The following is a 13,529-nucleotide window of genomic DNA, read 5'->3' on the forward strand; positions in this document are numbered from 1 at the left end:
GCCGTGCGTATCACTTTCCGCTGCGAAAGCCAAGAAATCCGTGATCCGGCCGCCAGGTTTCCCCGTAGAAAGCGCTGGAAACAAAGACCTGCCGGGCCTATGTATCCTCACATCGCCCTGAGGGTATCAACTCCGGGCGGGCGTTAAGTCCGGGCAAGAGAGCGTCAAAGACTCTCAAGGGATGCCCCGGCTCGACCCCCGTCCCTCAGTGAAGGAAAATGCAGTGGCTATGGACGCCGTTACTCCAAAAAAAGACATTCCGCGCCCGGATTCCGTGCGCCGCCCCTCTCAACAGGAAGCCGAAGAAGCCGTGCGCACGCTCATCGCGTGGGCAGGGGATGATCCGGCCCGTGAAGGCCTGATCGACACGCCCAAGCGCGTCGTCAACGCCTATAAAGAGTGGTTTGAAGGCTATGGCGAAGACCCGGTAAAATATCTCAGCCGGACCTTCGAGGATGTGCAGGGCTATGACGACATCGTCATGCTGCGCAACATCGAGGTGGAAAGCCATTGCGAGCACCATATCGCGCCCTTCATCGGCAAGGCGTTCATCGCCTATAAGCCGTCGACGGCGGTTGTGGGCATTTCAAAGCTTGCCCGCGTGGTCGAGATCTTCGCCAAGCGCCTGCAGACGCAGGAAACGATGACGGCGCAGATTTGCGATGCCATCACCGAAAGCCTAGCGCCAATGGGAACAGCCGTGTTCATCGAAGCCGAGCATCAGTGCATGTCCACCCGCGGCGTTCACCACAAGCATGTGACCACGATCACCACGCAGTTTACCGGCGTGTTCAAATCCGATGCGGATTTGCGCAACCGGTTCCTGAACATGTGCGGCCAGACGGTCTGAATTTCAGGCGCAGCCAAATTTTCAAACGCCCTGCCCGCGCGGCAGGGCGTTTTTCGTTCGGGCTCAGACGTGCGCCGCCAGCAATCTCTCATATGTGGCAAGCGCGCCCTCGGCAATGCGCGCTGCTTCGCCGGAAAGTTCCGGCAACGGCCCCGGCGGCGGGCCAAACCCGGTGGAGCGCCACACTGCATCATACCAGTGCGGCGCCCATGCGCCGTCTTCGGCACGCGGCCCCGCCGGCCAGCCGAGCATGGCGCTATCCCAGTCAAGGCCAATCGCCGCGCAAAGCCGGCGCAGGACGCCCTCGGGGTCTTGCAGAATATTGTCCGCGTCCACGATGACTGGCGCAGCGCCCAGAACTTCGCTGAGCTGTTGCCACAGCGCCTCCTGTTGCGGAAAGCCCATCGCCTCCGGGCTGAGCGCCTCCATCTTCCTGGCATAAGAAGCGACAACGCGCGCGGGATGACGAATGAGCAGTACGTGCTGCTCAATCCGGCCCAGCCAGTCCATCGGAATACCGCCGACCATGTGATGCACCATGTGCTTCTGGTAAAAGACGGTCTTGCCGCCAGGCACCGGGCCAGTGAGGTGGTCTATTACCTTTTGTGGATCCGCCTCATGCGCGGAGAATATTTCATCCGTCATCGGATGGCGAAGCCCGGTCAGCCGAAGATAGGCCGCGTAGAATGGCTCGTCGATGGCCGCTGTGTCTGCGCGCGCGCCGAAGGACCGCATCATCGTTGTCGAGAGGTTGCGCGGGCCCGACCACATGGCAATGCGCATCGGCGAAGCCTCAGACGATCGGCGTCAGGCTGCGAGCCTGAAGCGCCTTGTAAAGCTCACGCACGCGCCGGGAAATCGGCCCATCCTTGTGTTCAATCACCCGCCCATCAACCTCGCGCACAGGTGTGACGCCTGCAAATGTGCCGGTGATGAATGCTTCGTCTGCGGAATAGACGTCAAACAGCGAAAAGCGCTTCTCAAACACGGGGATGCCGGCCTCGCGACAAACCTGAATGATGTTCCCACGCGTGATGCCGCCCAGGCAGTATTCCGGCGGGCTCGTCCAGACCTCTCCATCGCGGACGATGAAGAAATGGGTTGAATTGCAGGTGGCAACAAAGCCCGCAGGATCGAGCATAAGGGCCTCATCCGCGCCGGCCTTGTCGGCCTGGATGCAGGCCATGATGCAGTTGAGCTTGGAATGGGAGTTGAGCTTCTGGTCCTGCTCGGCAGGCCCCGTCCGGCGCACATGCACCGTGAACAGAGAAACGCCCTGATCGATGACGGACGGCACCGGCATCTTGAACTCGGGAATGATGACGATCGTGGCCTTGCCGATGGTGAAGCGCGGCCCCTGATAAGGCGTCTTCTTGATGCCGCGGGTTACCATCAGGCGGATATGGACGCCGTCCCGCATGCCATTTGCCTTGAGGCAATCCATCAGCCGGCCGGTCAATTCCTCGCGGCCGAGGCCGATGTCCATGTCGATGGTCTTCGCGCCAGCATAAAGCCGTTTGAAATGCTCGGGAAGAAAGGCAACACCGCCATTCATCACCCGAAGTCCCTCCCAGACACCATCTCCGAGCAGATAGCCGGAATCAAACACGGAGACGACGGCCTCGCCGCGCTTTTTCAGGTCTCCATTTACGGAGATCAACACATCCTGATTGCGGGCATCATCGAGATAATCATGCACGCCGTGTGCATCTTCCTGCTCGATCATGACGATGATTTCTCCAGCCAGGCCGCAATATCGGCAACGACCAGGTCTGTTCCAGGTTCATCCACAATCCAGTGAGCGTTCTGCGGATATTCGAGGAAATCTCCCGGCACCGGACTTGCTGCGTATTTTGCCGCGACCTTGCGCACAGCCTTCGCGAGCGTTGCGCGGTCCTGCGAGGCCGCAATCGTCAGCGTAGGAACTGTAATTCGTGTTTCGTCGATCTCTATGCCATCGGTGATGTCGCCATAGACCTTTCCGGAATCATAGAGCGCGCCAGCATAAATTTCGTCATGGCGCGCCTTTGGAACACGGTTGAGCACGCCGTAGCTGAAGCCGGTCTTCCAGACCTTGTATGACTTCTTCCGGTCCTGGGAGAGGATCACATTGAAGAAGGTCCAGGCGACGGACAGGCCGATCACGGCGCAGCCCTTGGGCTGGGCGGGCGTCAGGAACACCGCCTTGGACACTTCTCCCTTTTCCGTCAGAGCCTGCGCGATGAGGCCGCCCATGGAATGTCCGATTACGGCGGGTTTTGATCCTGTGGCAGCGGCGATGCGGCGAGCCTCGGCCTGCATCGCGCCGATGTAATCCTGAAGGCCCAGCTCAGCCAGGTTGGCCGGCGGATTTTCCTTCACACGCCGATCCGGAAAAAGTGTTGGCGTATGGCAGGTCCAGCCAGCGGCCTCAAACAGCGGCTTCATCCTGTCCCAGGCCGAACCGTCACAGCCGACGCCGTGAATCATCAGAAGATCGCCCAATTTCCTACCCCCTTTTCCAGTTCAGCCTTGCGGCACACGGCCCGGCAGTACCGGATCGGTCCATTTGGCAAAACGCTCGGCCACATCCTGATAGACGGGCCGTTTGAACGGTACGATCAGGTCCGGGGTCTCGTCCAGCCTTGCCCAGCGCCAGGCGTCAAACTCGGGCGTATGCCGGTCGAGGCGCACATCGCTGTCAGAGCCCTTGAAGCGGAAAGCGAACCATTTCTGCCGCTGGCCAAGATAGGGGCCAGGCATCCGCTTCTTCAGGTCTGGCGGAAAGTCGTAATAGAGCCAATCGCTGGTCTCTTCGAGAACGTCCACCAGCTTGGCCGGCACCCCGATCTCTTCTTCCAGCTCGCGCAGCGCGCCGGTCAGCGGGTCCTCTCCCGGATCAACTCCGCCCTGTGGCATCTGCCACTGGAACGGGCCGCGCCCGTTGATACGCCGGCCAATGAAAACATGCCCCGCCTTCGAGAACATGGCGAGGCCAACATTGGCGCGATACAGTTGAGGGTCGAGTTTTGGCTGGGTCACCCGCCGGTTTTTAGACCAGCCTTGTCTGGGCTACCAGTGCGAAGCTCGCGGCGTTCGGCCATGGGCACCGGAACGGGGGCTGCGTCGGGCACAAGAAACGAGACCGGCGCAAGCACAAGGCCCTTCTCTTCCAGCGTATCGATCCAGAGCGAGGCCGCTTCGATGGTGACGGGGAACGCAAACCCTGCCCCGATCGCGCCGCCATGCTGGCGCGCAATGGTTTCGAGTTCCATGAATTCGGCCGCAATGTCCTGCGGGGACTGTCGGGTGTCGATCGGGCCTGCGGCGCGGGCGAAGCGGAGGCCTTTGGTGTCAGCCACCTGACCGAAGAATGCCTTGTGAACGCTGCCATCATCCACAAAGGCGAGACCGCGTTCGGCCAGTACATCAAAGATGGGGGCGATCGAGCCGGCATCGGCGCCAAACTTTGCGCCCTGATAGTTGATGACGCCGTAATACCCGCTGGCGCGGCTGAGCACCTGGTTGAGCTTGGCCAGATTTGCCTTCTGGTCGCCGCCGGCAATCAGCGTGTCGGGGTGCATGCGCATGCGGCCATACTCAAAGGCCTCCATCGGCACTTCGATCAGAACTTCGTGACCATCTTCGCGCGCTGTCTTGATCCAGTAGTCGAGGCGCTTGGCATCGGGCGCAAAGGAAAGGGTCACATCCGCCGGCAGCGCATCAATGGCGAGTTTCGTCTGGGTGGAATTGATGCCGAGGCCACCGATCACAAGAGAGACAACCGGCTGACCGCCCGAATTGGAGAATGGGCGGGCATAGATGTCTGCCGGAGCCTTGCTGGCCGGTTTGGAAACCTGTTCTGCGGTATTGAGCGTCAGCTGCGCGCCAGCTTCGCCAGCGCCTGCGGGCGTACCGGAGGCAACTTCACCGAAAGACTGCCCAGGTTGCACGAGCCGGCCATTGATCCGGATGCCCACTGCAGGCGCTACAGCAGGTCCGCCCTGCCCGCCCGTAATATCGATGCGCATGCCTTCGCCATCAAGCTCGGTATAGGCAATATCCACCGCGCCCGAAACCGCGTCGTCGGCGGCGACATAATCTTCTTCATAGTCAGCAGACGGGAGGGCCGCGAACGCGCTATCGCTTTCACCGGCATCGGTGCCGAACAGGGCGATTGTCTGACGAGGGCCAGCTTCCGAAGGATCGGCTGTGACGTGAATGCCTGCGCCCAACGCAATTGCGAGGCTGCCAAACACACCCAGGCTCATGCCAGCGTGCATCAGACCGGTCTTCAACGGCGACGGCTCAGACTGCCGGTAACCCATGTATCGACCTCGTAACATCCATTGGCTGCGGGAAAGCAGCGTTCAGGATCGCCGGGCAGGGTTAACAGGAGGCAAACAGACACTTACCGATGAGAAAGGAATTCCGCCTTTATGCAGTGGAATTCGTTAACCGGCTTTATCTTCCTGCATTGCCAGGCGCGACGCGGAAGCCCGGCCCTCCTGCAAAAGCTGAAGCGCCCGGTCGAGCTGGAAGTCTTCCCCTTCAAACCCTTCTGGCGGCTGCTCATCGGGCATGCGCAGTTTGGCCCGCTCTATGCCGGACTCGTTGGCCAGGGCGTGTGGAAGATCAGCTTCTGAGAAGCGCTGGATCTTGGCCAGTTCTTCCTCGGTGAGGCGAACCGGGGTGATCATGATGTCCGGTTCGATACCGAGCGCCTGAATCGAGCGTCCCGAGGGCGTGTAGTAGCGCGCCGTGGTCAGACGGATCGCGCCGCGGTCGGCGCCCAGCGGAATGACGGACTGAACCGACCCCTTGCCAAAGCTGGTTGTGCCGACGACGAGTGCCCGTCCCCGATCCTGCAACGCGCCCGCGACGATCTCGGAGGCCGAAGCCGAACCGCCATTGATCAGCACGACGAGGGGGACGTCCTTGAACACTTCGGCCTTGGTAGCGTTGCGGCGTTCAACATCAATCGGCCGGCGCCCCTGGGTCGAGACGACCTCTCCTCCCGAGAGGAAGAAGTCCGAAACTTTCACGGCCTCATCCAGCAGACCGCCGCCATTGTTGCGCAGGTCTAGAACGATACCCTTTGGCCGGGCGCCGATCTCGCGATTGATCCCTTCAACCGCTTCTTCCAGAAGTGTGCCGGTGCGCTCATTGAAGGTGGAGACGCGGATATAGGCAATGTCGTTTGCCTCTTTTTTCCACGTGACGGATTTCTGCTGCACCACATCGCGCACCAGCGTGACCTGGAATGGATCAACGCCTTCGCGCAGGATCGTGATTTCGATCTCGGTGCCTTTTTCGCCGCGCATTTCCTTCACGGCATCGTTCAGCGTCTGCCCGATGATGGGCTGGCCGTTGATCTCGGTGATATAGTCGCCCGGCTGGATGCCAGCGCGCTCGGCAGGCGTGTCGTCGATCGGGGAGATGACTTTCACGAAGCCGTCTTCCATCGTCACTTCGATGCCAAGGCCGCCATATTCGCCCGAGGTCTGCACCTGAAGGGAGCGGAAATCTTCCGGGTCCATATAGCTGGAATGCGGGTCGAGGGAGGTGAGCATGCCATTGATCGCGGACTCCATCGCCTCGCGCTCATCAATGGGAACTACATAGTCCCGCTGAGCGCGCGCGAAAATTTCCGCGAACAGTTCAATCTGCTGATAGGTCGCGACGCGTGGATCTTCCGGCGGCGCGGGCGCGTCCTGCCCTTGCGGCCAGGCCATCGCGGCGAAGCCCACCGTCAGCGCCCCCAGAACTCCACCCAGGGCTGTTCCGGTCAGCAATGAACGCATATTCCACTCCATCTTCATCCTCACACGGCGGATCAGCCGCCACGCGACAACCACTCTGCAGGATTAAGGACCCTGTCGCCAAGCCTTAATTCCAGCGTGAGTTCGGGGGGCGGGTCAGCGCGGTCGGGCATAAGCCCAACAGGTTCACCCGCCGTCACGGCCTGGCCTTCGGATACGTAAATCCGGCTCATACCTGTCAGAATAACATGATAGCCGTCGCTTGTACGCAGAATCAGCATGGACCCGTAGCTGCGGAAGGGCCGGGCATATTCGACCGTGCCGCCCACCGGGGCGATGACCTGAGCTTCAGCGCGGGTTTCAAAACTGACCCATTCTGCAATGCTGCCACCAGAAAGCTTGTCCCCGAAACGGTTGCGCACATCGCCGGATACAGGCTGAACGAGACCGCCCAGCGCCGACTTGCCAAGCGGTTTGGACGCTGTTTTTGCCGGTACGGACTTGCCCGGAACCGCGCTCTTGGGCGCCGGCTTCAAGGATGCCAGCTGCGGGCGCTGCTTCGGCTTTGTGCCGGGGGAGGCGGGCGCGCTGGATTCCAGCGCAGAGAGAAGTTCGCGCAGGGTATCGGCCTCTTTGCCCAGTTTCTGGGCGCGATCCTTCAAAGTGGATACGTCGCCAGACAGCCCCTCATACTGGCTGCGCTTCGTCGCGGCCAAGCGCTCAATTTCCTCTTTTTTCAAGGCGATGGTCGCTTCAGCCGCATCGAGCCGGGCCTGCTCGGTGCGGATCTGATCTTCCAGCTTGTTGAGGGCGGCAATCTCGCCGGAAATCCGCTCGGCCCGCGCGCTCAGTTCCGGCAGCGTTGTCTGCATCAGGATGGCGCGGCGGATCGCTGTGCCCGATTGCCCCGGAGACACAACCAATGCCGGTGGACGGCGCCGGTTTGCAGCGGCGAGCGCAGCGATCAGATCCTCATAAGCTGCTTCATTTTCAAGGAGTTGGGTGGAGGCATGCTCCCGCTCTACAGACAGATCAATCAACGCCTTCTCGGCCGAAACAGCCTGTTCTTCCCGGCGAAGGGCTTCGGCGGCGGCGGCCAGAAGATCCTGATCCAGAGACTGGAGATCGAGTTCGGCGCTTTTGCCAGTAGATTGTAGTTGTTCAAGTTTTTGTTCGGCAGCGCGTTTTTCCTTCTCCAGCGCCTCAAGATCCTGGCGCGTATAGGTGTCCGGCCCCGCAGCCGTCAGGGCGAGCGCAAGACAGGAGAGGACCAAAGGGCGGAAAAAGCGCATGCGCGGAAAATGCGCCATGAGGCGTCACTTTGGCGTTAATCATGAGACATTCGGCCACCAAGGGCGGTCAATGCCGCGCCAAGCAACGACAATTCCCGGTCAATCAGAGACAAAAACAGGACAAATCGGGACACTTCGAACGCCGGATGGACCAGCAGCAGATGCCGGATGACATCCACAGCCGCCAAAGCCATCGCATGCGGCGCGGCCGGAACATCAAAGCCGAGCCCATGCACCGCCGCATTGCGCAGGGCCGTAAGCGCCTCAAGTGCCCGCACCTGGCTGCCGGTCAGATCCAGACGCTCGGGCGGGTTGAGATGTTCCGGTGACCGCGCCCGCCGGAGCAGCAGCGTGACCGGCGCAATCCGGTTGGGTTGGGAGGGATTTGCCACATCTTCCAGCCGGGCGGTCGCATACCCCGAGAGCGCAGCGACGAGCGCGGCCTGAAGCGCGCTGACAAGACCAAGCGCCACCCAACGCCAACGCCCCGGCTCCTCATCAGTGGCCACAAGTTCCCGGCGCGCCAGCTTCAGCGCCTCAAGGGCGGCTTCGAGCGCGTCGCCGATACGGGTTTCCGGGTCGGGGCTGAACTGGCGGTCGGTATCCATGCTGCGTCCTGAGTTGCAGGCCGGCGTGCCGCGATCAAGCACCTTCGCCAAACTGACAGCCCCCTGACAGCTGGTGTCAGGGGGCGCTCAGGGCCCGTCAGGCAAAAGCACACTCAGTTCCCCGCAAGAGCAACTCATAACCTGCCAACCCCTGAAGGACTGACGACAATGAAAACCCTGATGACCGCCTCCCTGGCCCTGCTGATGATCGCCACCCCTGCCCCGCTGGCCCTGGCTGATGATGATGACGGCGCCCGCCGCACCTCCGGCAGCGAGCGCGCCTACACCCTCACCCGCGCGGATGCCGTAGGCATTGCCCGCGCCGAGGGCATGACCCGCGTGAAGGAAGTGGAACGTGATGACGGCAAATGGGAGCTGGAAGGCTGCACCCGCGATGGCCGCGAAATCGAGATCGACATCCATGGCGCCTCCGGCGCGATCCTGGAACTTGAAGTCGATGAAGACGACGATGATTGCTGAGGGGTTGCCTCTCCCTCAGTGACTGGCCGGGCGGATATGAACCCTCCCCTGTGCATATCCGCCCGGAACCCCTGTCTTCTCAAGGCGTTATAACAACAAATCCCAGCAAGGAGTTTCCCATGAAACGCATTTCTGCCGCCCTTATCGCCATTGCCCTCGCCGCCCCGGCCCCGCTGGCTCTCGCCCAAGGCACGACAGGCGACCTTCTCACCCGCGAGCAGGCGCTCGAAATTGCCAGCAAGCAGGGCATGACCCATGTTCTGGAAGCCGAACTCGATGATGGCGAATGGGAAATTGAAGGCTGCAGCGCCGATGGCCGTGAGCTGGACATTGACCTGCACAGCCGCACCGGCGACATCCTGAAATACGACCTCGACCGCGACACGGATGAAGACTGCGCATCTGTAGCGCAATAATCCGGGCAGCGCGCCCTAACTGAGAAAGCGCGGGGAGATCTCTTCCCCGCGCTTTTTTGCTCGGCCTTTTGCGCGCCCGCGATTAATCCATGGCCACCTTGCCCCTAGCCTATTCCTGGAGATTTCTCGCCGGGCCGGCGATGATCACGTCAAGCTGCATCGGCACGCGCATGTCTGCGGGCAGAGCATCGGACATGCCGGTGATAGAGTAGGCGTCTTCCATAGGGGAGAGTTTGAATTCGGCGCGCGGGTTCTGGTACATACCGCGCATCTCTGTCAGCTCCGGCTTCATGATATAGCTGGTGCCCCGGCTGGTTTGCCGGTCGGCCTTGAACCGCTCATCCGCCGTCACGCAGGCTTCCAGCGTCTGGGAGAGGCGACCCATCGCCTGGAGCTGCGCGATATGGCTATCAAATGACAGCGTCCCCTCTGCATCTGGCTTCTCGGCAATCCGGCAGACATAGCGGGGCGCGCCGTAATCGCTTTGATCGGGCTTCCAGATGTCGTCTTCGACCCAGCAGACATCAAACCCCGAAAAGGCCTGCTCCGCAGGCACCGTGTCGCCGGTTTCGCGCAGATCCCAGACAGACCGGAAGGCGACGATCTCTTCAAATCCGCGGCCGGTTTCAGCCTGTGTCACAAGCGAGGAGAAAAGATCGCAATCGGCTGCCGCCGGAAGAACAGCCCCTGCGCTCATGCACACCAGGACCACCGCTGCTTTTCTGATCCGCCGTGTCATGATGCCTCCTGTGCTGACGCGGGCAGCCTATAGCCGGAAGGCCGTACCCGCACACCCCTGAAATGGGGTGTCAGCGGCGGCGCCGGGCGCGCCAGTCTTCCGCAGTCTGACCATAAATGTCCCAGACCACATCCTTGAAAGGGGGCGGCGCCGGCGAGACGCGCAGTTTGCGGGAGCCCAGACGTTCGGCGACCTTGATCGAGGGGGCGTTCTCCGCCTCGATGCAATGAATGATTTCGCTCCAGCCGAGTATATCCACGGCATAATCCATCGCCGCTGATGCGCCCTCGGTCGCGTAGCCCCTGCCCCAGGCGGATTTCAGAAACCCCCAGCCGACCTCCGTGCCCGGCCAGCCTTCCGGCTGCCAGGGACCAAGCCGGCCAATCCAGTTGCCACTTTCCTTCTCGATAACCGAGAACATGGAAAACCCCCGGATTGCCCAGGCGCCGGTGACCGTGCAGAGCGCGCGCCAGACGCTTTCCGGCGGCTGTACCCCGCCAATGAAACGGGCCGCTTCCGGGTCTGCAGCGAGGGCACAGAATCCGGCGAAGTCCTCCGCTTGCGGAGGGCGCAGGATCAAACGCTGGGTTTCAATGACAGGCCCTCGCATTACCGCCCCCGCATTACTGGCCGACTGAAGCGCAGCGGACCTGCTCGCGCGAGACCGGATGCAGAATGCGCGCGCCGTAGTGTTTGTCTGTCATCGAGATGCAGAGTTCTGTCAAAGGCGCGCCGGGGTCCGTTTTGAGCACCAGCGTGAACCCAGCATCCTTGAGATCTTCATTTCCGACCGCATCGACAACATCGGGCCGCTCAAAGCGGGAAACACTGGCGACGGACACGGCCGTGTCGGCATAGACTTTCAGATCCTGCTGCTTTGTTTCCGGGGTGAACATGTGCCAGCCGCTAATCGTGACTGTGCCGGAGGAAGCGTCATAATCCACGCTATCAACGCTACCGCCGATTTCATGGCCGGGTCCAGGGGGGTCAGATTGCAGGGAGGCCGTCAACGCCGACGGATCACCTGCCGAACAGGCGGCCAGCCCGGCACAGGCAATTGAAATCAGGAATGTTCGCATCAGGAGTTTCGCCTCTTTCCAATCTGGGAGGCGCACCTCTAGCCCAACCCGGCGTCTGCCGGGAAGCACCCAGCTGGATGAAGCTTTCGTCACACTTTGCGGCTGAGGCTGACTTCGTGCGCATGGAGGTTGCGCTCAACCACCGTCACGGCCGCGAGCGCCGCGCGCCAGGGAAGCATGTGGGCTTGCGCGAAGTGGGCTTCCAGCGCCGGCCAGCTTTCCCAGCGCTCAAGCACGCGCATCAGGCACGGGTCAGCGACATCCATGGCGTAGGTATATTCAAGGCAGCCAGGCTCGGCCCGGCTTGCGCTCATCTGGGCGAAGGCAGCGTCGCGGACGCGGGCAAAATCGCCCGCATCCGCAAATTTGACATAGCCTTCAACGATGATCATCGCCTGGCTTAGGCCAGCGAAGGATCAATGCCCTTACAGGCTTCGATCAGACCGTTCACCGAAGCAACGGACTTGTCGAACATGGCTTTTTCGTCTGCGTTGAAGTCGAACTCGACGATCTTCTCGGCGCCGCCGGCGCCGATCAGCGTTGGCACGCCGACATACATGTCCTTCAGACCGTACTGGCCCGAGCAATACGAAGCCACCGGAAGCACGCGCTTCTGGTCGGCGAGGTAGGACTTGGCCATCGCAATGGCGGACTCGGCAGGCGCGTAATAGGCCGAGCCGGTTTTCAGGAGGTTGACGATCTCACCGCCGCCTTTGCGGGTACGCTCGACAATCGCATCCAGCTCCGCCTGGCTCATCCAGCCCTGCGCGACGAGCTGCGTCAGCGGCAGGCCGCCCACGGTGGAGTGGCGCACCATCGGCACCATGTCGTCGCCGTGGCCGCCCAGCGTCCAGGCATGGATGTCTGCTACGGAGACACCGGTTTTCTCGGAGAGGAAGTAGGCGAAACGCGAGCTGTCGAGCACGCCTGCCATACCCACGACTTTTTCAGTCGGCAGGCCGGAGAATTTCTGCAGCGCCCAGACCATCGCGTCGAGCGGGTTGGTGATGCAGATAACGAAAGCGTTCGGAGCGTGGGCCTTGATGCCTTCGCCGACGGCTTTCATGACTTTCAGGTTGATGCCGAGAAGATCGTCGCGGCTCATGCCCGGCTTGCGCGGCACGCCGGCCGTGACGATGCAGACATCGGCGCCCGCGATGCCGGCATAGTCGTTCACGCCCTTGAGATTGACGGACGCGCCATAGACAGGCGTGGACTCGGCAATGTCGAGACCTTTGCCCTGAGGCAGGCCCTCGGCGATGTCGAACAGGATGACATCCCCAAGTTCTTCGCGGGCAGCAACGTGGGCGAGAGTACCGCCGATCATGCCGGAGCCGATCAGCGCGATTTTATTGCGGGCCATGTGTTTCTCCTGAGAAAAATGGTCGTGGAAACAAGCTGGCGGAGCCCTAGCCGAGCTAGGCGTGTGTTGCAATGCGGCGAGAATGTGAAACGCCCCGCGAGGCAGGCTCGCGGGGCGTTCTTTTGGTATCAGTGTCTCCCCTTCCCTTATTCGCGCGAGAGCAGCGACATCAGGATGGTGAACATGTTGTAGAACATGATGAAGAAGTTGAGAGCGCCCCAGTTGGTCATCACCGCCAGGGAGCGCGTGTCACCCTCATTGGCGAAGTAACCCTCTTTGAGCTCCTGCGTCTGGAAGGCCACCAGCACACCCGAGATGCCCAGAACGGCAACCTGGATGATCACCTCAAACATGCCCGAAGGCGGGAAGAGGAAGCTGAGCAGCGAAATGCCGACAACGCCCCACAGCGCGAACACGGCGATGATGCCGATCGGGCGCAGGTTTGCCTTGGTGGTGTAGCCAAAGAGGCTGAGCGCGCCGAAGGCCGATGCCGTCAGCAGGAACGCCTTGGTCATCGTCATGAAGGTGACGTTGAGCGCGGCGCCGCCACGGGTGGTCACGCCGGTCTGCGCCGCCGCCATGGCGACCCAGATCGACAGACAGACGCCGAGCATGACCACGATCGTCCAGTAAAGAATGCCGGTCGCCAGCGGCGAGGGATTCTTCATCAGGAAGGCGGAACCCAGGATCAGCACCAGCGGGCCGAACTGGAAGAGATAGAAGAGAGGCGTGCCGAGAAGCAGTTGCGTCAGGCCGGGCACGAGCCCCGAGCCGACGAGAAAGGCAATGCCGCCTGAGAGCGCAATGCCGAGCGCAAGCTTCTGATATACACCCAGCATGAAGGTCCGCAGACCCGCATTGACTGATGTGTCCATCGAGCGAACATCGACCGCGCCGAAGCCCCGGTTGAATTCGTTCATGTTTTTCAAGTCCTTTCCTGTGAACCCGGCAACCCGAAGGT

General features: G+C 61.4%; 17 protein-coding genes. 3 read left to right on the forward strand and 14 right to left on the reverse strand.

Features of this window, described 5'->3' with window-relative positions:
• Nucleotides 1-229 precede the first annotated feature (229 nt).
• The gene (gene folE / locus HNE_RS15840) at nt 230-850 is read left to right on the forward strand and encodes a GTP cyclohydrolase I FolE (RefSeq protein ID WP_011648174.1); all 621 of its coding nucleotides are present in this window, start codon (nt 230-232) and stop codon (nt 848-850) included.
• A gap of 63 nt (nt 851-913) precedes the next feature.
• Here the strand turns inward: folE and HNE_RS15845 are convergent, their stop codons facing one another.
• The 8 genes from HNE_RS15845 to HNE_RS15880 all read right to left on the reverse strand — a co-directional run bounded on the left by HNE_RS15845 (nt 914) and on the right by HNE_RS15880 (nt 8,491).
• Nucleotides 914-1,633 carry a sulfotransferase family protein gene (locus HNE_RS15845; protein ID WP_011648175.1) on the reverse strand — a complete coding sequence of 240 codons (720 nt, stop codon included), beginning with the start codon at nt 1,631-1,633 and terminating at the stop codon, nt 914-916.
• 10 nt (nt 1,634-1,643) lie between these two features.
• Nucleotides 1,644-2,576, reverse strand: coding sequence for an aminotransferase class IV (locus HNE_RS15850; RefSeq protein ID WP_035592660.1), 933 nt, complete (start codon nt 2,574-2,576; stop codon nt 1,644-1,646).
• Nucleotides 2,573-3,334: an alpha/beta hydrolase gene (locus HNE_RS15855; RefSeq protein WP_011648177.1), complete on the reverse strand. Its 762-nt coding sequence runs from the start codon at nt 3,332-3,334 to the stop codon at nt 2,573-2,575. The genes HNE_RS15850 and HNE_RS15855 overlap by 4 nt, the downstream gene beginning before the upstream one ends.
• A 21-nt stretch (nt 3,335-3,355) precedes the next feature.
• Entirely contained in the window at nt 3,356-3,871 is a 516-nt protein-coding gene (locus HNE_RS15860; protein ID WP_011648178.1) for an RNA pyrophosphohydrolase, read from the reverse strand.
• A complete protein-coding gene (locus HNE_RS18175) occupies nt 3,868-5,100 on the reverse strand; it encodes a divergent polysaccharide deacetylase family protein (RefSeq protein WP_233351931.1) in 1,233 nt (410 codons plus the stop codon). The genes HNE_RS15860 and HNE_RS18175 overlap by 4 nt, the downstream gene beginning before the upstream one ends.
• A 183-nt stretch (nt 5,101-5,283) precedes the next feature.
• The gene (locus HNE_RS15870) at nt 5,284-6,633 is read right to left on the reverse strand and encodes a S41 family peptidase (protein ID WP_011648180.1); all 1,350 of its coding nucleotides are present in this window, start codon (nt 6,631-6,633) and stop codon (nt 5,284-5,286) included.
• 32 nt (nt 6,634-6,665) lie between these two features.
• Nucleotides 6,666-7,883: a murein hydrolase activator EnvC family protein gene (locus HNE_RS15875; protein WP_233351932.1), complete on the reverse strand. Its 1,218-nt coding sequence runs from the start codon at nt 7,881-7,883 to the stop codon at nt 6,666-6,668.
• Nucleotides 7,884-7,918: 35 nt separating this feature from the next.
• On the reverse strand, nt 7,919-8,491 hold the full coding sequence (locus HNE_RS15880; RefSeq protein WP_035592655.1) for a hypothetical protein: 573 nt from the start codon (nt 8,489-8,491) through the stop codon (nt 7,919-7,921).
• A gap of 168 nt (nt 8,492-8,659) precedes the next feature.
• Between HNE_RS15880 and HNE_RS18180 the strand changes: the two genes are divergently transcribed.
• Together HNE_RS18180 and HNE_RS15890 are read left to right on the forward strand one after the other, a co-directional pair.
• Nucleotides 8,660-8,971, forward strand: coding sequence for a PepSY domain-containing protein (locus HNE_RS18180; RefSeq protein ID WP_011648183.1), 312 nt, complete (start codon nt 8,660-8,662; stop codon nt 8,969-8,971).
• A gap of 119 nt (nt 8,972-9,090) precedes the next feature.
• A complete protein-coding gene (locus HNE_RS15890) occupies nt 9,091-9,387 on the forward strand; it encodes a PepSY domain-containing protein (protein ID WP_011648184.1) in 297 nt (98 codons plus the stop codon).
• Nucleotides 9,388-9,496: 109 nt separating this feature from the next.
• Here the strand turns inward: HNE_RS15890 and HNE_RS15895 are convergent, their stop codons facing one another.
• The 6 genes from HNE_RS15895 to HNE_RS15920 all read right to left on the reverse strand — a co-directional run bounded on the left by HNE_RS15895 (nt 9,497) and on the right by HNE_RS15920 (nt 13,488).
• Nucleotides 9,497-10,126: a hypothetical protein gene (locus tag HNE_RS15895; RefSeq protein WP_011648185.1), complete on the reverse strand. Its 630-nt coding sequence runs from the start codon at nt 10,124-10,126 to the stop codon at nt 9,497-9,499.
• A 70-nt stretch (nt 10,127-10,196) separates the two neighbouring features.
• On the reverse strand, nt 10,197-10,736 hold the full coding sequence (locus HNE_RS15900) for a GNAT family N-acetyltransferase (RefSeq protein WP_011648186.1): 540 nt from the start codon (nt 10,734-10,736) through the stop codon (nt 10,197-10,199).
• Between the two features lie 13 nt (nt 10,737-10,749).
• The gene (locus HNE_RS15905) at nt 10,750-11,205 is read right to left on the reverse strand and encodes a hypothetical protein (RefSeq protein ID WP_011648187.1); all 456 of its coding nucleotides are present in this window, start codon (nt 11,203-11,205) and stop codon (nt 10,750-10,752) included.
• A gap of 89 nt (nt 11,206-11,294) precedes the next feature.
• Nucleotides 11,295-11,597 (reverse strand): putative quinol monooxygenase, encoded by a 303-nt coding sequence (locus HNE_RS15910; protein WP_011648188.1) that lies wholly within the window; start codon nt 11,595-11,597, stop codon nt 11,295-11,297.
• An 8-nt stretch (nt 11,598-11,605) separates the two neighbouring features.
• Nucleotides 11,606-12,568: a malate dehydrogenase gene (mdh, locus tag HNE_RS15915; protein ID WP_011648189.1), complete on the reverse strand. Its 963-nt coding sequence runs from the start codon at nt 12,566-12,568 to the stop codon at nt 11,606-11,608.
• A 146-nt stretch (nt 12,569-12,714) separates the two neighbouring features.
• A complete protein-coding gene (locus HNE_RS15920; protein WP_011648190.1) occupies nt 12,715-13,488 on the reverse strand; it encodes a Bax inhibitor-1/YccA family protein in 774 nt (257 codons plus the stop codon).
• Nucleotides 13,489-13,529 lie beyond the last annotated feature (41 nt).

The sequence above is a fragment of the Hyphomonas neptunium ATCC 15444 genome (assembly GCF_000013025.1).
GTDB classification, from domain to species: Bacteria; Pseudomonadota; Alphaproteobacteria; order Caulobacterales; family Hyphomonadaceae; genus Hyphomonas; species Hyphomonas neptunia.